This is a genomic window from Brevibacterium yomogidense (assembly GCF_900163715.1).
In the GTDB taxonomy this organism is placed as follows: domain Bacteria; phylum Actinomycetota; class Actinomycetes; order Actinomycetales; family Brevibacteriaceae; genus Brevibacterium; species Brevibacterium yomogidense_A.
Window position 1 is genome coordinate 242,506 of sequence record NZ_FWFF01000017.1, and the last position, 19,011, is coordinate 261,516.

Sequence of the window (19,011 nt, forward strand, 5' to 3'; positions counted from 1 at the left end):
GACAGAGGAGACTGATCAGGCGCGGGTGACGGTGGTCGTGACCGGAGTCGGATTCTGGAAGATGTCGAGCACCGGGCAATGGGCATCGACGGCCTCGCGCAGCTCGTCGTAGCGCTCGTCGGTTTCCGTTCCCGAGAGCTCGATGTCGAGCCGCACCTCGGAGAAGCCGGCGCGCACGGACTCGTCGGCGCCGAACAGTCGCGCTGCATCCAGATCGGCCTCGGCCCTGATGACGATCTCGTCGAAGGGAATGCCGAGCTGCTGCGCGTAGAGGCGGTAGACGACGACCTGGCATCCGGCCAGCGCGCCGAGCGCGTACTCGACCGGGCTCGTCCCGGTGTCATCGCCGGCAAGCGCCGCGGGCTCGTCGACGATGAAGGAGTGCTTGCCGGCGCGCACGGTCGTGGCCACTGAACCAGCGCCGGCGCCGTCGACTGTGTAGGTCAGATGGGCGTTCGAACGATCGGCTTCGATGCGCTCGGCCCACGCGCTTCCTGCTTCCGTAAGGCGGGCGGCGCGCTCGTCGCCGGTGATCGTAGGGACGGTGGACTGGATGTTCGCGGTGGCAGTCATGACGTCGACGGTAGGAGCGCCGGCTGAGGGCACCAGAGCTCGACGTCATCTTCCGTTATCGAACGTCACAACGTGTCATCGGCGCTGCGGGCCGAGTCCGGCGACTGTTGCACTCAAATGACATGACAACTTTCCAGTTGCCATGAGGTCGAGGTGTGTCTACGCTCACACTCATGGCACGGGCGAAGCACGTCGAGATCCGCGAATGGATCGAGCATCAGATCCAGAGCGGACGGCTCTCGATCGGCGACCGCCTGCCGTCGGAGCGCGAACTCATGGAGCGGTTCGCCGTGAGCCGGAATCCGGTGCAGACAGCGATGTCCAAGCTCGTCGAGGCCGGTCTCGTCCAGCGCCGCCGCGGTTCCGGCACCATCGTCGCCTCGACCGGCCTGCGCAGCAGTCTGCTGCGACTGCTCCACGCGTCCACGGACGGTCCCGAGGTCGAGGGCATCCACCGCGTCGTCAGCACCCGCGTCGTCGCGGCGGACTCCCACCCCCTCGCCGCCGACCTGTTCGTCACCGGCACACCCGTAGCGGAAATGGTGCGGATCAAGCTCGACCGCACCGGTGCGGCAATCGTCGTCGAACGGTGCGTCGTGGACCTCACGCTCGTTCCCGACATCCTCAACCAGGACCTTGCGGTGCTCACCACCGCCGCCTACTACTCATCCCACGGGATCGATCAGCTCCATGCCTCAAGCGTCCTCTCCGCCGCACACCTCGCGGCAGACGACGCGAAGCAGCTCGAGCTCGACACGACGACACCCGTCGTGCGTCAGCTGCGAACGCTCCACACCGGCAACGGCCTGCCGATCGAGCGTCTCGAACTGCTCTTCCACCCCACCAAACTCACCCTGGAGGTCACCCAGATTGAGCACTGACACAGCCACTCACTCATCAACCAGCACATCAACCGACTCAGCAGCCGGGACTTCACCAACGGCTGCCGCGCAGAAGCGCGTCGCCGTCGTCGGCGGCGGCATCGTCGGAACGATGGCCGCCTGGCAGCTCGCGCAGCGCGGCCACACCGTCACCGTCTTCGACCAGTGGAACACCCCCAACGACCGCGGCGCATCCGCCGGAGAGTCCCGCATCTTCCGCACCCTCTACAAGGAGGGCCCGGAGTACGTCGCGTTCATCCAGCGCTCCGGGCAGAAGTGGAAGGAGCTGGAGGCCGCCCAGGACACGCAGGTGCTCGAATGGTGCGGCGGACTCACGATCGGCCGACCCGACCACCCCGACGTCACCGCCGTCCTCGAATGCGCCGATGAGCTGAACCTCGACCACCGCGTGCTCGACGCGTCCGCGATGCGCGAGGAGTTCCCCGCCTACGGCGTCGATGACGACGAGATCGGTGTCCTCGACCCGAACGCCGGCGTCTTCCGCCCGGAACTCGCCGTCCTCGCGGCCCGTGACGAGAGCATCCGCCAGGGCGCGACGTACCGCCCCTACACCGAGGTCCTCCACATCCGGCCGTTCCCCGACCGCATCATGGTGCACACGGCAGAGGGCTCGGACGCCTTCGACTCCGTCGTCCTCGCGACGGGACCATGGGCCGGCGCCCTGTCCGGCCTCGGCGACGGCGTCATCCGCAACAAGCAGCTGGTGGGCAGCTGGTTCCCGGTCAGGGACCTCGCAGTCCACGAGCCTGCCCGCATGCCGATCTCGATCCGCCGCCATCCGGAGGGCGCGTTCTCCGCGTTCCCGTGTCTGGACGGGGTGGGCGTGAAGGTCCTGACCCACCACCTGGACTGGCCGCCGATCGACGGTGTGCGAGACCTCGCCCGCTTCGTCGATCCGGCCTTCGTCCGTTCGACCGAGGCAGCAGTCGAGCGCCTCATGCCCCACCTCGACCCGACAGCCGTCCGCGTCTCGACCTGGACGGAGGGCTTCACGCCTGACGGCGCCCCCATCGTGGGTGCCAGCCCGGTCGACGACCGCATCGTGCTGGCCGTCGGCATGTCCGGTCAGGGCTTCAAGTTCTCACCGATGGTCGGCTCCGTGGTCGCCGACCTCGTCACCACGGGCTCCTCCTCCGATGCACTCGACATCATGGATCCGGCCCGCTTCACCTCAGGAGCCTCCTCATGAACCCAGGCACCATCGCACTCATCTCAGCCACCGCATTCATCGTCCTGGGCATCGGCGCCTGGATCTCCTTCTACGTCGGCAAGAAGAACAACACGGAAGAGGACTGGCTGGTGGGCGGCCGCAGCCTGCCCATGTACGTCGTCGCCTTCACGCAGTACGCCACTGCCGTAGGCGGCGGTGTCCTCGTCGCCCACGTGGGCATCGGCTACGCGTGGGGACTCTCCGTCTTCTGGTACGAACTGTTCGTCGTGGCCGGCATGCTCATCATCGCCGTGTTCGCGAACTGGCTGCGGAAGGGGCGCTTCTCCACGATCCCGGACATCTTCGTGCGCCTCTACGGTCGGAACAAGACGCTGCTCTCCGTCGTCGCGATCGCCGTCATCCTGGTGCCCTTCGGCTGGCTCGCCACCCAGTTCGTCGCCTTCGCCAGCCTCTTCAGCGAAGTCACCGGCATCCCGTTCACCCCGCTCATCGTCGCGATGGCGATCATCAGCCTGCTGTTCGTCCTGCCCGGCGGCCTCACATCCGTGGCGTGGTCGGACTTCTTCTTCGGCGTCTTCATGGTCGGCATCTCCATCGTGATCGCGATCTACGCGGTCATGAGCGCCGGTGGCTGGGGTGAGGTCGTCGAGCGCGTCCCTGATGACTTCTTCACGATGCCGCAGGGACTCACCCTCGCGGGAGCGGGCACGATCGTCCTGTGGTTCTTCGCGATCGTCCCCGGCACGCTGACCAATCAGCTGTACTACCAGCGCGTGTTCGCGTCGCGCTCCGGGAAGGACGCGCGCACCTCCCTGTACCTCGGCGCCGTCATGGTCATGATCGCCGGTGTGTACGCGTTCTTCATCGGCGTCTCCATCCGCGCGATGAACCCGACGATGGGCGAGGACGGCCGCGAGCTGGCCGCCGGCTGGTTCCTCACGCAGGTGCCCACCTGGCTGCTGGCGCTGTACGGCGCGTTCCTCATGGCGACGATCGTGTCCACCACGGGCTCGGCGCTGCAGTCGGTCGTCGCGAACCTCATCAACGACCTCCGCGGTGCATTCATCAAGGAGAAGACGAGCGGGAAGCAGACCATCACGCTGTCGCGCTGGTGCACGGTGGGAGTCACAGCAGTCGCCGCCGTCCTCGCGATCGTCTACCCCAAGGCACTGGAGTGGCTCGTGGCTACATATGCATACTCCGCCTCGATCCTCGCGGTGCCGATGCTGGTGGGCATCATCATGGCGAAGCGCTTCCGCATCCCCGTCCAGGTCGCGTTCGCCGCGATGGGCGTGGGGCTCGTGGGCTGCGGCGTCGCCCACCTCATGGGCACGACGATCCCGTACGCCGTGTTCGGCATCGTGGCCAGCGCCGTCGCCTACGTCATCGCGATGGCGATCTGGAAGCCGGTCCGTGTCCCCGGCGGGCTGGAACCCGACGGCACGGCAGAGGAATCTACTGAGCGCGTCGGCGCTCCGGAAGGTGAGCAGGCATGAAGACCATCGTCATCGGAGCGGGCATCCTGGGGCTGACCGCTGCGCACTCCCTGTCGCTGCGCGGCCATGAGGTGGTGCTGCTGGAGAAGGAGGCACCCTTCGCCGGAGCCAGCCACCGGTCGTTCGCGTGGCTGAACGCGAACAACAAATTCCCGGAGTCCTACTACCGGATCAACCGGGAGGGCATCGAGGAGCACAAGCGCCTGCAGGCGGATCTGCCGTCGGATCGGACCTGGTTCCATCCGTCGGGCAATCTGCTGGTCGACTTCGGAGAGACGCGGCCGGAGACGTACGCCAAGCGCGTCGCTGACGCGGACGGCATGGGGTACCCGGTCGAGACCGTCGATCTGGCGCGGCTGCGGCAGATCGAGCCTGCTGTGCAGTGGCCGGACGAGCTGGAGTCGGCACTGCTGTACCCGGAGGAGGCCTGGCTCGACAACGATGTGCTGGGCCAGGAGCTGCTGCGTGCGCTCGCGGAGCGCGGAGTGGAGCCGCAGATCGCCGAGGTCGTCCGCATTGATTCCGATGACTCCGGTGCTCGTGTGGTCCTGGCAGACGGCGCCGAGGTCGTAGCCGACTCCGTGGTCGTCGCCACCGGTGCGTGGTCGCGGGAACTGGCCGCGGCCTCGGGCATGTTCGTGCCCGTCGCCGACCTGGCCGAGCAGTCCACCCGCACGCACAGCCTGCTGGGCCTCACCGAGCCGGTCGACGTGCCGCTCCAGCGGATCATCATCTCCGACCGGGTGAACGTCCGCCCGCGTCACGACGGCCGGATGTGGGTGCAGGTCGCCCGCGTCGAGCAGCGGGTCGACGAGGGGGAGGACCCGCAGATGCTCGCGGAGGTCTCCGCCGTGATGGAGGAGGAGCTGGAGAGGCTGTTCGGGCAGAAGGTGCCGATGGAGCGCGTCATCTACTCCGGCCGCAGCTTCCCCGAGGACGGGCACTCGATCGTCGGGTTCCTGGACGACGCGCGGAAGGTGTATGCGGTCGTCACGCACTCCGGCATGACGCTGGGCCCGCTGTTCGGCAGGCTCACCGCTGAGGAGCTGGAGGGCACAGAGTCGGAGCTGCTTGCCGATTTCCGACCCTCGCGGTTCGCCTCCGGGGAAGTCGAATCAGCCGACTTCGACTACTTCATCGGGCGGCAGTGAGCCGTACAGGGAGGCCGGACCCTCACACAGGTGGGCGGCGGAGGTGGAAGTCGGTGGCCCGCTGATAGGCGTCTCCTGCGGCGAAGAGGGCGGCCTCGGCGAATGCGGGGCCCACGAACTGCACGCCCAGCGGAGTGTCCCGGACCGTGAAGCCGGAGGGCAGAGTCAGTGCTGGCAGCCCGCACATGTCGATGGGCGCAGTGGGGCCCGTGACCTGCTCGAACAGTTCCGTTCCGGCGGATAGGCCCTCCAGCTCTGCGATGGTCGGAGCCGCCTTGCCGATGGACGGCAGCAGGAAGATGTCGATGTCCTCCATCAGACGGTTCATCGCGCCGGTGAAGTGCCGACGGCGCTGCGACATGCGCTCCAGATCGACGGCGCTGAGTGAGCGACCCAGCTCGATGAGACCGCCCAGGACGGGGCCGTACTCGTCCTTGCGCGACGGGTACGTCGCGTCGTGGACGAGAGCGGTCTCCGCACCGCACATCGCGGACCAGTCGGCGGCGACGGTGAGGAAGTCCGGGGCGTCGACGTCGACGATCCGCCAGCCCAGGTCGCGCAGCACGTACTCGACGGACACGAGCATCGACTGCGTCTCCGGGTCGAACCGCGAGTTCAGCTCGCGGTCGACGCCGATGACGGGTGGCCGGTCGAGGCGCAGCTGATCCGCATAGTCCGGGACGGGCTGCGGCGAGGTGGTGGGGTCCGCCGGGTCCCACCCGGCGATGGCGGACAGCATGATGGCCGCGTCCCGCGCGCTGCGCGTCATGGGCCCGAGGTGGTCCAGGCTGGGCGCGAGGTCGAAGATCCCCGCGCGGCTCACCCGTCCCCAGGTGGGCTTCATTCCGGTCACGCCGTTCGCGCCGGACGGCAGCCGGATGGAACCGCCGGTGTCTGAACCGATGGCGCCGAAGGCCATACCTGCGGCGACGGAGACGCCGGACCCGCTCGAGGACACCCCGGACCAGGTGCCCTCTTCCCACGGGTTCACCGGAGTGGGCAGATCCGGGTGGTGAGCGGAGAACGCCCCCTCTGTCATGCGGACCTTGCCCAGCAGGACCGAACCGGCGGCGCGCAGCCGGGTCGCGATCGTGCCGTCCTGGTCCGGCACGAAGTCACCGTGGATCGTCATGCCAGCCGTCGTGGTGATGCCCTCTGTGTGGACGAGGTCCTTCAGCGCGATCGGCACGCCGTGGAGGGGGCCGCGGTAGTGACCGCGGGCGATCTCCGCATCAGCGGCGGCGGCGTCGGACAGAGCGCGCTCGGATGTCACGGTCGCATACGACTGCAGGCGGGGATCGAGCGTCTCGATCCGCTCCAGGAGTGCCGTCGTCACCTCCGTCGACGTGACCTGACGCGAGCGGATCAGCTCTGCGAGTGCGGAAATCTCCAGATATGCGACGTCAGTGTCCACAGTGCCCTCTCGACGACATCAGATGGTTGCCTCTGCCAGAACAGCGCGTGCTCCCGATGCTAGCAGTGACGCCGGACACAGGAGCCGACTCACCTCTCCCGCTCGAGCAGGCGGTAGGCCCGCTGGAGCACGGAGTATCCGGGAGTGAAGGGGCGCGGGCGGACATCCCGCCCGGCCATGCGCGCCTGCGCGTTGTCGAAGAGATCCTCCAGCAGCCCGTCATGCAGACGGACGACCAGGTCCATCACGCGCGGGGGCAGCGACGACGTGATGTCCAGGTGGTGCATCCACTCCACGTACCCGGGCTCCGCCTGCGCGATGAGGAAGGTGTGCTCGCCCTCGAAGGGGCCCGCGCTGGTGAAGACGAACCGCACGCGGTGGGATTCCACGTCGGCCACCCGATAGCGGACGGATCCGTGGCCGCCCAGGCTGTCGACCTCGAGGCCGTTGTCCAGGATCAGCGCGGGCCACCGCCACGTGGGCCAGAGGGTGTCGTCACCGCTCGCAAGCTGAGCCAGCAGGGCGGCGGCCTCGTTGAGGTCGCCGCCCGTGACCCGGCGATGGATATTGCACGTCATCGCCGGATCTGTGGGGTGCTGGAGGCTCCACAGTGAGTGCATGCTCCGATGCTACCCACGCACCCCGTGCTCAGGTACCCGCAGACTGAGGTGCTCGCCCTCCGAGGTGCTCGAAGGCAGGTCGATCAGCTGGGGCGGTGGGGGAGCATGACCTCTTCGAAGTAGGTCGAACCCACGGGCGCCAGGTACTCCTCGTCGTCCATCGGGTACCACTCGTCGTAGTCCGCGAAGGTGCCCTGGTCCTCGTAGCCGAGCTCCTCGACGGTCCCGCGCCATTCCTCGACCGCTGCGGGGATCGCGTCTACAGTGCCTTCGGGCAGGTGGCCCTCAGCGGCCGCGTCCTGCACGATCCCCTGTGATGCATCGAGCAGCGCCGACTGCGCATCGGGATCCATCTCCGAGAAGGACCCGCCCTGCTCGCGGATCTGCTCCGCCGCGACGTAGTTCGCGTCGAGGTCACCGCGGCGTGCCTGCGTGAACTCGTCCTCCATGGAGTCGAACACCAGCTGCTGGACGGCGAGCGGCCAGGATTCCCACGCGCTGCCGGCGTAGACGCCGCCCGGGCCGCGGGCGAACGTCACGTCCGTCGTGTACGTTGCGTGCGGCGCCACTTCGAGGACCCCGGCGGTCTCTGCCGCGAGCGCTGCCGACATCGTGCAGTCGATCGTGCCGCGCTGCAGTGCTTCGAACGTCTCCGTGTACTCGAGCGAGACGGGAGAGGCGTCCAGTGCATTCAGCTGGGTGATCTGGGCCTGCGACGAGGCTCGCACCTGTCCGCCGGCCCAGTCACTCGCGTCGACGTGCTGCTCACCGCAGAAGCCCATGATGGCGCCGGCGGAGTTGAAGGGGGTGAGCGGTTCGATGCCCTGGTCCCGGAACTCGCTCAGAAGGTTCTCGTCCTCCCACGTCAGCTGACCGATCGCGGCACTGGCGGCCAGTTCGTCAACCAGGGGAGAGGTCCCCGTCAGAGTCGTCCCGCCGACCCACGCGTGGAAGACCGGGAACTGGTCCGGCTGGTAGATGGGCAGCATGTATGCGATGTCGACGCGTCCGTCGACCAGTGCATCTGGCAGCTCGTCATAGCCTGCGATGCCCTGACCGTACGTCGTGTCGACGGTGATCTTCCCGTCGGACAGCGTCTCGAGATTCTCGATGAAGGCCGCTGCGCGGTATGCGTCGATGCCCTCGGAGGACTGAGCGGAGGGCTGGTACGTGATCGTGAGGGGATCGACGTCTGCGAAGGCGGCCTTGATCTCGTCCGGCGACGCCCCGTACTCGTAGCCCGTGCCACCGCCGCCTCCGTCGCCGCCGCCCGTGCCGCCTCCTGCGCCGCCGGCGCATCCGGACATCGTGACCGCGAGAACCGCGGCTGCTGCGATCGTGCGAGTCGTGCGAGGTGAGATTCGTGAGGGCTTCATCGCGTCTCTGATCCTGGCGGTCGTGGAACCCGTCACTACATCTATGTCGTGACGGTAATAGTGTTCCTGCAGATATCACTTCCAGAAAAGAGTGTGAACGTTCGTTAAGTGAACGTCAAGCCGGTGTTCCCGGCCTACGCCCGTCCGCGCACCGGAACCGTCATGAGCAGTGCGATGCCCGCGGCGATCGCGGCGGCCACAGCCAGTCCTGCCGGCCCCTGTCCCAGCAGGACCGCCGCACCGATCACGGGTGCCAGCGAGATGCCGACGTACATGCCGGTCGAATACCAGGACAGGATGATCCCGGAATGCTGGGGCTTCAGCGAGGCGAGCCGGTGCTGCAGGGCGACGACGGAGGAGAATCCGGACGCGCCCCAGAGCGCGAAGACCATCGCCGTGCCCGCCAGCGAGTCGAGGGTGATGAGCATGAGAAGGAACGCGCCGATCTCGATGACGAGCGCGATCCGCATCGTCAGGACATCGCCCCACGTGTCGATCAGCCAGCCGCCGAGCTGGTTGCCCACGGCACCGGAGAGGCCGAACACCAGCAGCAGGACTGCCAGGATCGCACCGTCGCCGCCCGTCACTCCGAGCGTGACCTCACTGCTGAAGACGTAGATGAGGTTGAACGACATGATCATCATCATGATCGCGATGACGCCCATGATGACGCGGGGATCGGTGAGAACCCTCATGCGCTCGGCGAGGGCGACCTTCGGATTGCGCGGCACGTCCCGCAGGAGCGGTGCGATCGCGAGACCCAGAACGGCGCCGAGGCCCGCCAGACCGCCGATCGCGACTCGCCAGCTCGTGATCTCCGCAAGGCCGGTGCCCACGGGTGATCCGAGAGCCACCGCCATCGTGAAGCCCAGCGCGACGACCGCCATCGCGCGTCCCTGCTTGCCCGGTTCGGCCAGGCGGGGCGCGATGGCCGTGGCGAGTGGGACGAGGCCGGCGGCACCGATGCCGGCGACCGCTCGCGCGATGAAGAAGACGGGGTAGTTCGGTGCGACGGCCGATGCGCCTGTTCCCACCGCGAATACGATCATGCCGGCGGCCATGACGCGCTCCGGCGGCACATGGGCGAGCAGCGTCGAGAAGACGGGGGCGAGGACCGCGACGAGGATGGCGTATGCGCTGATCGCATAGCCCACGAGGGTGGGCGTCACGCTGAGAGATTCGCCGATCGCCGGCAGGACGCCCGCGACGACGAAGGCGTTCGTGCCGACGACGAACAGGGCGAATGCCAGGGTGCCGAGGCGTAGCCTGGTCAGGTGGTGGGGGTCCACGGTCAGCTCACTTGTGAGTCGGAGGGGCCGGGAAGCCGTGGCCTCTCCTGTGACGCCACGCGCGGCATTTTCTTCCTATCACGGCTCACACGGTGGTGTGCGGCGGTGTCACCAGTGGAGACAGACGAGAAGGCCGGTGCCGCTGCTTCGTCGGAAGCAGCGGCACCGGCCTTCTCAGGAGAGCGCCTCAATCAGTGCTGGGGCGGTCGGGTGTCGTCGTAGGGCGGCACGTTGGGATCCACGTCCTCCGGAGGCAGGGCCTGCGGAGCGGCGTTCTGATCCTGCGGCACCGGCTCACCGTACGGCGCCTGCTGGGCCGGCTGAGCCTGGACCGGCTGGCCCTGGACCGGCTGACCCTGGACCGGCTGACCCTGGACCGGCTGGTCGTATGCGCCGGGCTGAGCCTGAGCAGACTGACCGGGGACCGGCTGCTGTCCCTGGACGGGCTGGTCATACGGTGCGGGCTGTCCCTGAACCGACGGGTCATGCGTCGCCGGCTGGTGGCCGACAGGCTGCTCGTGCGGGACGGGCTGTGCCGGGGGAACAGTGCGCGGGTCCGGCTGAGCCGCCTGCGCCCGAGGCTCCGGTCGGCCTTCCGGTGAACGGTGCCCGTCCACCGTGTGGCCAGCGCCCGGCACGTGACGATCGTCGGCGACACGACGGTCATCCGCGACGTGGCGGTCGCCCGCGACGTGCCGATCATCGTCGATGTGGCCGTCGCCCGGTGTCGCTGCCCCTGCGACGCGCTCGCCGTGGCGATCGGTCTTGACGTCAGGGTCGATCCGGTCTGCTTCCCGCAGCTCCTCCTGGTGCTCGTGACGCAGGTGCTCGGCAGTCGAGCCGCTGGCTTGGGCATCCATCTCGAGTCGCTCGGCGCGGGCCGACTTCTCCTCGGCCTCGGCGCGTGCCTTCCGTGCGGACGCTTCCTTCTCCGCTGCCTGCGCCTCCTCGCGCGCCAGCTGCTGCTCGCGCTCCCGAGCGGCGACCCGCTTCTCCTCGGCCTTGATGCGGTCAGCCTTCTTCTTCCGGTTCCGGAGGACGAAGGACAGCACCACGACGATGATGAGGATCACGACGATCGCGACGATGATCCCGATCATTGTTCCGTTCATGTCAGCCTCCCTTGAGGTCGTTGAGTCCTGCGTCCATCATGTGGGGACTCGAAGCGACTGGTGACGCCACACACGCCGTTGTCAGCACATTAGCAGGGTCCCCTGCCACCGGACCGGATTCTCACTCCGACTCTCCGACAGCCCGTCCCACCAGCAGATCCACTGCCACTCCGTCCGGAAGCGCCCCGTACTCGCGTCCGCGATCGTCGCTGATGCGTGCGAGCACGAACGACTCCGCGACGTCGGCCGGCGCATGGTCCAGCAGCACCGCCGCCTGCAGCAGCAGCGCCATCCGCTCGACGAGCACACGCCCACTCGCCTGCAGGCGGGCCATCGCACCGGCCTCACCGGTGGCCATCACCTGTTCCGCCTCGGTCAGCTCGGCCGCCAGCCGCTCGAACGCACTGTCGTATGCACCGATCCGCCCGCGCCCGGATTCCAGATACGCGAGGAACGCCTTCGCGCTGGCCGGGTCCTTCGCCATCGCGCGGAGGACGTCGAGCACGATGACGTTGCCGGACCCCTCCCACACTGCCATGACCGGCTGCTCGCGGTACCGCATGGCCAGCGGGAAGTCCTCCGTGTAGCCGTTGCCGCCCAGGCACTCGAGTGATTCGTAGGCGTGCTCCGGTCCCCGCTTGCAGATCCAGTACTTCGCGACCGCGGTGGCGATCCGGCGGAAGTCCGCGTCGTCCTCACTCTCGTCGTCATGCGCACGGGCCAGGTGCATCGCGGTCCAGACGGCGGCCTCGACTTCCAGCTGCAGGTCCGCGAGCACAGAACGCATGAGCGGCTGGTCGATCAGGCGGGCGCCGAAGGCGGACCGGTGCTGGGCGTGCCAGACGGCCTCGGCGACGCCCTGCCGCATGCCGGCAGCAGAGCCGAGGATGCAGTCCAGCCGCGTCCGATTCACCATCTCGATGATCGTGCGCACGCCGCGGCCCGGTTCGCCGACCAGCCACCCGTGCGTGTCCTCCAGCTCGATCTCGCTGGAGGCGTTCGACCTGTTGCCCAGCTTGTCCTTGAGCCGCTGGATGCGGAACGGATTGCGCTCGCCGCCGGGCAGGATGCGCGGGACCAGGAAGCAGCTCACGCCTTCCTCCCGCTGCGCCAGCACCAGGAAGGCGTCGGACTGCGGCGCGGAGCAGAACCACTTGTGGCCCGTCAGCAGGTGGTGGCCGTCGGTCACCCCGCCGAAGCCCAGGGGAGTTCTCGTCGCCGAGGTGCCGGTCGGCTCGGCACCCGTCGCCTCGGTATCGGAGCCACCGCTCGCCGGCACCGCCCGGGTCGTGTTCGCGCGGACGTCGGAGCCGCCCTGCTTCTCCGTCATCGCCATGCCGAACGTCACCGCGCGCTTGTCATGCGCGTCGATGAGGCGCGGGTCGTAGGAGGTCTCGAGCAGGCGCGGCAGCCAGAACTCGGCGTGCGGGGTGTCCTTGAGTGCGGCGGCCGCGGAGTGCGTCATGGAGACGGGGCATGCGTGGCCGGGCTCGATCTGGCCGAAGAGGATGAACCGTGCGGCGCGCTCGACGTTCGCCCCCGCACCGGGGTGCGCCCACGCATGGGAATGGGCGCCTGCAGTCAGCGCGTCGTCGATGATGCGGTGGTAGCCGGGGTGGAACTCGACGTCGTCGACCCGGTTGCCCCACCGGTCGTGGGTGGACAGCTGCGGTGTGATCCGGTGGGCGACGGCAGCGTCGCGCTGGAAGGACTCGCTGCCCACCAGGCGGCCGATGCGGCTCAGCTCATCGGTGTCCGCCTGCGGTGCCAGTGCGGCGACGGCCTCGACGAGTGCGGTGTGCGACGAGTACTCGTCGACCTCGACGCGGGGTGCGGACTGATTGAGGACGGTGTGGGTCATGGCGGATCCTTTCGCGGGGGTGCGCCGACTGCGGCGAGGCAGAAGGTGGTCATGGATGTGATGAGGCGGGCGGCCTCGGCGCCGGTGAAGTGCGTGCGGCCCTCATCGTGGATGGGCTGCTGGAGGCAGCCGGACAGAGCCCCCACGAGCGCGCGGGCGGTGACGGAGGTGTCCTGTACTGGGACCTCGCCTGCGGCGATCCCCTCATCCAGACGCTGCGCGATCGCGGCGGCGTAGTCCGCGCGGAAGCGCAGGCGTTCCGCCTCGACGGCAGGCGGGAGCGCTTCGAAGAGCAGGGCGTCGGCCAGCCGCGCACCGGCCAGCGCGCGGGTCAGGAAGGTGTCGACGAGGGCGGCGACGGCCTCGGCGGTGGTGGGGGCGGTCGTGAGCGCGCGGGTGACGGCGGCGAGCTCGTGGCCCGAGGCGTGGGCGAAGGTGCCGCACAGCAGCGCGTCCCGGTGGGGGAAGTACGAGTAGATGAGGCCGGGGGAGCAGCCCGCGCTGGCGGCGACGGACTTCACGGTGGCCGCAGCGAATCCGGAGGCGGTCACGAGGGCGCGGGCGGCCTCGGCGATGGTGCGTTCGCGCTGGGCGGCATTGCGCCGGGTGGCCTCTGTCTGCCGGTACATCGTCTGCGTGGTCTCCTCTGACTGCCTGTTCCGGTTAGGTCGGCCCGTGATTTCCGCCAAGGTTTGAATCGTGGTTCAATGAGCCGAGTATGACACCGATCACAGGGAGTGGGCAATGAAGCTCAGCACGATGCTCCGCGGGTCCGCTATGCGGGCTCCCCAGGCGCAGGCACTGGTCAGCGGCGAGACGACATGGACGTACACGGAGCTCGTGGCCGAATCCGAGAAGGCCGCCGGGCTGCTGGCCGACCGCGGCGTGAGGTCCGGCGACACCGTCGCGGCGATGACATTCAACGAACCCGCCTTCGTCTTCACGGCCTTCGGCGCATGGATGCTGGGCGCGACGTTCGTGCCGGTGAACCACAAGCTGCAGGTCCCGGAGGTCGCCTACACGGTGGGCCACAGCGGCGCGACCGTGGGCGTGGTGAGCGGGGAGCTCGCGGAGACCGCTCGGGCCGGTGCGCCGGACGTCGACTGGCTGACGACCGGAGCGGGCGGAACGTTCGAGGAGCTCCACGCAGAGGCCGAGCCCTGGACGGAGACCCACGACGACGACCGAGCGCCCGCGGAGGTGCTCTACACATCCGGGACGACGAGCGCGCCCAAGGGCTGCGTGCACACGCACGACTCCCTGGTGCGGCTGGCGACGCAGCTCTCCCTGAACCTGGGGTACGAATCGGACGAGCGGATCCTCATCGCGATGCCCATCTGGCACTCCGCGCCGCTGAACGTCTGCATGCTGCCGGTGCTGCTGATGGGCGGCACGGTCGTGCTGCAGAGGGAGTACCACCCGATCGAGACGCTCGAACTGATCGGAGCGGAGCGGATCACGACGTTCTTCGGACCGACGGTCGCGTACCTGGCGCCCCTTCGTGCAGCCGCGGCCTCCGGGAAGGACTTCGCGGACTTCGACTTCTCGTCGGTGCGGCGCTGGACGTTCGGCGGTGCACCGATCGACGCCGCGGGGACCGGCAAGATCCTCGAGGCCTACCAGCCGGGAGCGCACTACCAGCTGTTCGGGATGTCGGAGACGGGCCCCAGCGGCAGCGTGCTGCGGCCGCACGAGCAGCTGGAGAAGCCGGGAAGCATCGGGAGATCCGGGATGATCGGTGTGCAGATGCGCGTCGTCACAGCGGACGGGACGGACGCGGGGCCGGGGGAGTCGGGAGAGATCTGGTTCCTGTCGGACACCGTCATGAAGGGATACCTGGGGAGCCCCGACGCGACCGAGGCCGCGTTCGAAGGCCGCTGGTACAAGACCGGCGACATCGCGCGTGTGGATGAGGACGGCTACTACTACGTCGTCGACCGGCTCAAGGACGTCATCATCGTGGGCGGTGAGAACGTGTTCTCCCTCGAGGTCGAGGAGGCGATCGCGCTGCATCCAGGCGTGGCGGACGTAGCCGTGGTCGGGAAGCCGGATCCCGAGTGGGGCCAGCAGGTCGTCGCGTTCGTGACCCCGGCGGAGGGTGAGGCGGGAGCAGGCCTCACGACGGAGGGCCTGCGCGAGTTCCTCGAATCGAAGCTGGCGCGCTACAAGCTGCCGCGGGAGGTCGTCATCGAAGAGGCGCTGCCGCGGAACCCGTCCGGCAAGCTGCTCAAGCACGAGCTGCGGACGATGGCGGTGGGCTGACGGCGAGGCCCGAGGCGCCGGTCGGCACCTCGGGCCAGGGGACCTCGGGACCGACGCTCGAGACCGAGGCCGGGGCTGAGACACGCTCCTGGCCAGCGTCGATGCGTGCGTAGACTCGCGCTCATGTTCGGAGATTGGAAAGCCCACGCACGCATCGACGCGCTCACCCGCAGAGTGGCGACGCTCGAAGCGCTGGTCGAGCGACTCGCGGGAGCGTCCGGCCTGCCCGCTTCAGAGCTCGAGGAGCTGCGCGACGCGTCGGATCACGGGCTCACAGCGGAGGTCCGCCGACTGGTCGGAGAGGGCCAGAAGATCAAGGCGATCAAGGAGTACCGCACGGTCACGGGAGCCGGACTGATCGAGGCCAAGCAGGCTGTCGATGAGTACGAGGCCCGCGGCCGCTGGTGAGCCGGGGCCGCTGGTGGCGCGGGCCCTCGTTGACGGAGCATCTACGCTGGCAGTAGCCCGTCAACGAACACAGCGCAGTGTCCGCTCTTCGGGTCCGCGCTCATCCGGCTGCGGCTCTCAGAGGCGTCACTGCGTTGTCTGCCAGCGAAGGACCTCCTGCCATGGCCAGAAAGACGCCGACGCCTCTGACCATCACGTACTGGACGATCATCATCGCCGGTCTTGCCGCACTGCAGTTCCCCGGAATCCTCTTCTACCACGATGTGGCGGAGCCGCGGATCTTCGGGATGCCGTTCATCTACGGCTTCAACGCACTGATCTGGCTCATCCTCTGCGTGGTGCTGTTCATCGCCTACAGAACGAGGTGGGGCCGGCCGCGGCCTGAAGAACTCGCCGATGAGTTCGATGAGGAGGCCGCATCATGAGCACTGACGAGATCCTGGGGATCGCGGTCATCTGCTTCTTCCTCCTCATCCCGCTCGTCCTCGGAACGATCGCGTCGAGGTTCTCGAAGTCCACGACGGCCGACTACTTCGTCCAAGGGCGGGCGATGGGATCCGTGGCGGTGTTCTTCACTGTCACCGCCACGTGGTGGAGCGCGTTCGCGTTCCTCGGGTCGAACGCGAGCTTCTACCTCGACGGCCCCCTCTTCTGGACCGCGCTGGTCTGGAACATCTTCTTCGGCGTCATGTACTACTGGATCGGCAAGCGCGTCTGGTTCCACGGCAAGCGCGGTGACTACCTCACCGCGCGGGACTTCTTCGCCGACCTCTTCGGCTCGTCCAAGCTCGCGACCTTCATCGCGATCGTCCTGCTGGTCTTCACCGTCCCGCACCTCCAGATCCAGCTGACCGGCGGCGCCTACCTCATGGAGGTGGCCTCCGGCGGAACGGTCCCGTTCTGGCTGGGCGGCCTGCTCTTCTACGTCGTCATCATCATCTATGTGTGGGCCGGCGGTGTCCGCGCCATCGCGTGGACGGACATCTTCTACGGCGTCGCGATCTTCCTGGGCCTGATCTTCTCCGGCGTCTTCGTCGTGGGCCACGTCGGTGGCATGGGCACGATGTTCGATGAGATCCAACAGGTGAACCCGGACCATCTGCTGTTGGGAGACGGCGTCTGGATGACGTGGATCACGATGTTCCTCATCACCCCGCTGGGTGCGCTCATGGGGCCGCAGATGTGGACGCGCATGTACGCGACGAAGAGCCCCCGGCTGTTCGACATGATGCCGTTCCTCGTGGGGCTCATGGCGATCGCCTACCTGGGATCGATGCTGGTGGGCAATGCCGGCACGCTCCTCATGCCCGACATCGAGAATCCCGATCAGGTCCTGCCGCTCGTGCTGCTCGAGTACGCGCCGATGCTGCTGGCACTCGTCGTCGTCGCGGCGGGCGCAGGTGCGGCGATGTCGACGGCGAACTCGCAGGTCCATGCGATGGGCGCCAGCTACACGATCGACTTCCACGACCGCTACTTCCAGAAGGACCTGCCAGAGCGGAAGAAGGTCTGGGTGGGCCGCTGGGCGATCCTGGTGTTCTCCGCGCTCGCCTACATCGCGGCCCTCTACATCCCGGGGCTGCTCGTCACCATCGGTCTGGTGGCTTTCGGTGGGCTCGCCCAGATCATCGTCCCCACCGTGGGTGCGCTGTTCTGGAAGCGCGCCAGTGTCGCGGGATCGACCGCCGGTCTGATCGTCGGCCTCGCGACCCTGGTGGTGTTCACCGCGATCCCGCAGTGGGCACCGGGTCCGTTCGCGGAGGGCGGCGTCGAGCTGCTGGCGCTGCTGCTCAACATCATCGTGTTCGTGGCCGTGAGCCTCTTCACGAAGCCCAGGGATTCGCGGCTGCTGCTCAAGATCCGCCGTCGTCACCACGACTTCGCGCGGGAGCGCTGGGACGATCCCGACGAGGTGGAGGCCTAACGAGGTGGAGGCCTGACGAGGTGGGCGCCTGAGTCAGGTTCGCTGGGTCCCCGCCGCGTAGGCCGCCTGGCCCACGTGCTGCAGGGCGTCCGCGTAGACGCTCACCAGTCGCACACCGCGCGTGACGGGTGGATCCCAGCTCTCGTCGATCACTGCGGAGAGATCATCGGGGCGTAGCGTGCTGATGTAGTCGAGCGATTCGTCGGTCACCGCGGACAGGTACCCGCGCAGCAGGTCCTTGTTCTCGACGACGATCGCGCGCGCCTCGTCCTCCGTGTGTCCGAGGCCCAGGTCGTCGTCCTCCACGTCGAGGTCGAACCGCGCGGACCAGCCCTGCGCCCAGATCTGCTCGCGGCCCGAGGCGTCGGCCACCTGGACGTCGATCTCCCGGCCGGTGTGCCACACGAGCCACGCGATCGAGTTGGGGTGACCGGCCGGGTGCCCGTTGAGCTGCTCCGCGTCGACGGAGTCCCAGAAGTGGTCGAGTTCCTGCAGAGGGCGGCGGGCGAGGTCGGTGAGGAGTTCTCGTGAATCCATGTCCTCAGTGTGCCCCTCGCGCAGCGCGCCCGGCTAGCCCCTCGGGCCGCCAGGGTTACGTTTCCGGGGAATGCGAGCGGAGCACGCCGGCGCCGGCCGCCCGGGAGGCGACGCCGGCCCGGCTGCGCGCGCCCAGTGCGGTGACGATGCGGCTCACCCGGTCCTTCACCGTGTGCACGCTCAGATGCACGCGTTCGGCGATCTCCTGGTTCGAGTAGCCATCGGACACCAGTCGGATGATCCCCAGATCGTCCTGCAGACCCAGTGAGCGCGCGGTCTCCAGCTGGAACGAGTCCTCGACCGCGTCCAGCGCACGTCCGGCGCGGGCCGGGTCGCTGACGACCTGCCCGGCCACGAGGTTGAGCCGGCGGTACACGTCCATGGCCGCACGCTGCTGGTCCTCGAGGAGCGCTAGACGGCTGGTCTTCTCTGCGAGCTCCTCCTGGAGTCGGCGCAGTTCCGTGATGTCGCGGCCCACTCCCTGCCGTCCGACCAGACGGCCGCGCCGATACAGGCTGCCGGCGTGGATCTCGAGCTCCCGCACCTCCCCGTTCGGGCGGAGGATCCGCGTCTCGAAGAAGGGATTCGTCTCCGGTCCCTCGATCCCGCGGCGGAAGTGCTCCGCCGTGTCAGCGAGCGCGCCCGGTTCGATGACGAGTGAGAAGTGGTGCCCCACGACTTCGTCCGCAGCACGGCCGAACACACGCGTGCCCGCAGGGTTCACGTAGGTGAAGCGACCGTCGACGTCGACGGCGTAGACGACGTCGGCCAAGCGGGCCAGCAGGTCCTCGAAGTCGAGCGCTGAACGATCAGAGGTGGTCACACTCATCAATCTAGTCGGGAATCGCATCGAACCACCCGTTCGGGTGCTCGCCGACGACGTCCAGGGGTGTCCGACAGCGTTCCCGCGGCCCA

At 68.2% G+C, this 19,011-nt stretch carries 18 protein-coding genes; 8 read left to right on the top strand and 10 right to left on the bottom strand.

The genetic code is table 11. The annotated features are described in order from the left end of the window. Positions 1–15: 15 nt before the first annotated feature. Positions 16–573 carry an OsmC family protein gene (locus FM105_RS10120; RefSeq protein ID WP_087008391.1) on the bottom strand — a complete coding sequence of 186 codons (558 nt, stop codon included), beginning with the start codon at positions 571–573 and terminating at the stop codon, positions 16–18. 173 nt (positions 574–746) lie between these two features. On the opposite strand from FM105_RS10120, the gene FM105_RS10125 reads away from it, so the two are divergent. The 4 genes from FM105_RS10125 to FM105_RS10140 are packed head-to-tail and all read left to right on the top strand — an operon-like array spanning position 747 to position 5,293. Further along, positions 747–1,454, top strand: a complete 708-nt coding sequence (locus FM105_RS10125) for a GntR family transcriptional regulator (protein ID WP_087007840.1) — start codon at positions 747–749, stop codon at positions 1,452–1,454. Then, positions 1,444–2,664, top strand: coding sequence for an FAD-dependent oxidoreductase (locus FM105_RS10130; RefSeq protein WP_256970332.1), 1,221 nt, complete (start codon positions 1,444–1,446; stop codon positions 2,662–2,664). Before FM105_RS10125 ends, FM105_RS10130 begins: the two co-directional genes overlap by 11 nt. Next, the gene (locus FM105_RS10135; RefSeq protein WP_087007844.1) at positions 2,661–4,142 is read left to right on the top strand and encodes a sodium:solute symporter family protein; all 1,482 of its coding nucleotides are present in this window, start codon (positions 2,661–2,663) and stop codon (positions 4,140–4,142) included. The genes FM105_RS10130 and FM105_RS10135 overlap by 4 nt, the downstream gene beginning before the upstream one ends. Further along, entirely contained in the window at positions 4,139–5,293 is a 1,155-nt protein-coding gene (locus FM105_RS10140; RefSeq protein WP_087007846.1) for an NAD(P)/FAD-dependent oxidoreductase, read from the top strand. Before FM105_RS10135 ends, FM105_RS10140 begins: the two co-directional genes overlap by 4 nt. 22 nt (positions 5,294–5,315) lie before the next feature. Here the strand turns inward: FM105_RS10140 and FM105_RS10145 are convergent, their stop codons facing one another. From FM105_RS10145 to FM105_RS10175, 7 genes are all read right to left on the bottom strand, one after another. After that, positions 5,316–6,707, bottom strand: coding sequence for an amidase (locus FM105_RS10145; protein ID WP_087007848.1), 1,392 nt, complete (start codon positions 6,705–6,707; stop codon positions 5,316–5,318). An 89-nt stretch (positions 6,708–6,796) separates the two neighbouring features. Then, entirely contained in the window at positions 6,797–7,327 is a 531-nt protein-coding gene (locus tag FM105_RS10150) for a hypothetical protein (RefSeq protein WP_087007850.1), read from the bottom strand. Between the two features lie 83 nt (positions 7,328–7,410). Next, positions 7,411–8,703 carry a TRAP transporter substrate-binding protein DctP gene (gene dctP, locus FM105_RS10155; RefSeq protein ID WP_087007852.1) on the bottom strand — a complete coding sequence of 431 codons (1,293 nt, stop codon included), beginning with the start codon at positions 8,701–8,703 and terminating at the stop codon, positions 7,411–7,413. 134 nt (positions 8,704–8,837) lie between these two features. Beyond that, positions 8,838–9,992, bottom strand: a complete 1,155-nt coding sequence (locus tag FM105_RS10160; RefSeq protein WP_179207150.1) for an MFS transporter — start codon at positions 9,990–9,992, stop codon at positions 8,838–8,840. A 191-nt stretch (positions 9,993–10,183) separates the two neighbouring features. Next, positions 10,184–11,104, bottom strand: coding sequence for a hypothetical protein (locus tag FM105_RS10165; protein ID WP_087007856.1), 921 nt, complete (start codon positions 11,102–11,104; stop codon positions 10,184–10,186). A gap of 121 nt (positions 11,105–11,225) precedes the next feature. Beyond that, positions 11,226–12,965 (bottom strand): acyl-CoA dehydrogenase family protein, encoded by a 1,740-nt coding sequence (locus FM105_RS10170; protein ID WP_087007858.1) that lies wholly within the window; start codon positions 12,963–12,965, stop codon positions 11,226–11,228. Further along, positions 12,962–13,594 (bottom strand): TetR/AcrR family transcriptional regulator, encoded by a 633-nt coding sequence (locus FM105_RS10175; protein ID WP_087007860.1) that lies wholly within the window; start codon positions 13,592–13,594, stop codon positions 12,962–12,964. The genes FM105_RS10170 and FM105_RS10175 overlap by 4 nt, the downstream gene beginning before the upstream one ends. A 115-nt stretch (positions 13,595–13,709) precedes the next feature. On the opposite strand from FM105_RS10175, the gene FM105_RS10180 reads away from it, so the two are divergent. The 4 genes from FM105_RS10180 to FM105_RS10195 all read left to right on the top strand — a co-directional run bounded on the left by FM105_RS10180 (position 13,710) and on the right by FM105_RS10195 (position 17,559). Beyond that, complete coding sequence (locus FM105_RS10180) at positions 13,710–15,227, top strand: class I adenylate-forming enzyme family protein (protein ID WP_087007862.1); 1,518 nt, start codon at positions 13,710–13,712, stop codon at positions 15,225–15,227. Positions 15,228–15,350: 123 nt separating this feature from the next. After that, entirely contained in the window at positions 15,351–15,635 is a 285-nt protein-coding gene (locus FM105_RS10185) for a ribosomal protein L7/L12 (RefSeq protein WP_087007864.1), read from the top strand. Between the two features lie 161 nt (positions 15,636–15,796). After that, positions 15,797–16,060 (top strand): hypothetical protein, encoded by a 264-nt coding sequence (locus tag FM105_RS10190; RefSeq protein ID WP_087007866.1) that lies wholly within the window; start codon positions 15,797–15,799, stop codon positions 16,058–16,060. Beyond that, entirely contained in the window at positions 16,057–17,559 is a 1,503-nt protein-coding gene (locus FM105_RS10195; RefSeq protein ID WP_087007868.1) for a sodium:solute symporter family protein, read from the top strand. The genes FM105_RS10190 and FM105_RS10195 overlap by 4 nt, the downstream gene beginning before the upstream one ends. Positions 17,560–17,592: 33 nt before the next feature. On the opposite strand, the gene FM105_RS10200 is transcribed toward FM105_RS10195, so the two are convergent. Together FM105_RS10200 and FM105_RS10205 are read right to left on the bottom strand one after the other, a co-directional pair. Further along, entirely contained in the window at positions 17,593–18,096 is a 504-nt protein-coding gene (locus tag FM105_RS10200; protein ID WP_087007869.1) for a mycothiol transferase, read from the bottom strand. A gap of 55 nt (positions 18,097–18,151) precedes the next feature. Next, the gene (locus FM105_RS10205) at positions 18,152–18,919 is read right to left on the bottom strand and encodes a helix-turn-helix transcriptional regulator (protein ID WP_087007871.1); all 768 of its coding nucleotides are present in this window, start codon (positions 18,917–18,919) and stop codon (positions 18,152–18,154) included. Between the last annotated feature and the right edge of the window lie 92 nt (positions 18,920–19,011).

Excerpts from the sequence above, each read along its gene's own strand:
- FM105_RS10140 (WP_087007846.1), top strand. The coding sequence starts at position 4,139 with ATGAAGACCATCGTCATCGGAGCGGGCATCCTGGGGCTGACCGCTGCG.
- FM105_RS10180 (WP_087007862.1), top strand. The coding sequence starts at position 13,710 with ATGAAGCTCAGCACGATGCTCCGCGGGTCCGCTATGCGGGCTCCCCAG.
- FM105_RS10175 (WP_087007860.1), bottom strand. The coding sequence starts at position 13,594 with ATGTACCGGCAGACAGAGGCCACCCGGCGCAATGCCGCCCAGCGCGAA.
- FM105_RS10195 (WP_087007868.1), top strand. The coding sequence starts at position 16,057 with ATGAGCACTGACGAGATCCTGGGGATCGCGGTCATCTGCTTCTTCCTC.
- FM105_RS10200 (WP_087007869.1), bottom strand. The coding sequence starts at position 18,096 with ATGGATTCACGAGAACTCCTCACCGACCTCGCCCGCCGCCCTCTGCAG.
- FM105_RS10185 (WP_087007864.1), top strand. The coding sequence starts at position 15,351 with ATGTTCGGAGATTGGAAAGCCCACGCACGCATCGACGCGCTCACCCGC.
- FM105_RS10150 (WP_087007850.1), bottom strand. The coding sequence starts at position 7,327 with ATGCACTCACTGTGGAGCCTCCAGCACCCCACAGATCCGGCGATGACG.
- FM105_RS10125 (WP_087007840.1), top strand. The coding sequence starts at position 747 with ATGGCACGGGCGAAGCACGTCGAGATCCGCGAATGGATCGAGCATCAG.
- FM105_RS10165 (WP_087007856.1), bottom strand. The coding sequence starts at position 11,104 with ATGAACGGAACAATGATCGGGATCATCGTCGCGATCGTCGTGATCCTC.
- dctP (WP_087007852.1), bottom strand. The coding sequence starts at position 8,703 with ATGAAGCCCTCACGAATCTCACCTCGCACGACTCGCACGATCGCAGCA.
- FM105_RS10120 (WP_087008391.1), bottom strand. The coding sequence starts at position 573 with ATGACTGCCACCGCGAACATCCAGTCCACCGTCCCTACGATCACCGGC.
- FM105_RS10170 (WP_087007858.1), bottom strand. The coding sequence starts at position 12,965 with ATGACCCACACCGTCCTCAATCAGTCCGCACCCCGCGTCGAGGTCGAC.
- FM105_RS10135 (WP_087007844.1), top strand. The coding sequence starts at position 2,661 with ATGAACCCAGGCACCATCGCACTCATCTCAGCCACCGCATTCATCGTC.
- FM105_RS10190 (WP_087007866.1), top strand. The coding sequence starts at position 15,797 with ATGGCCAGAAAGACGCCGACGCCTCTGACCATCACGTACTGGACGATC.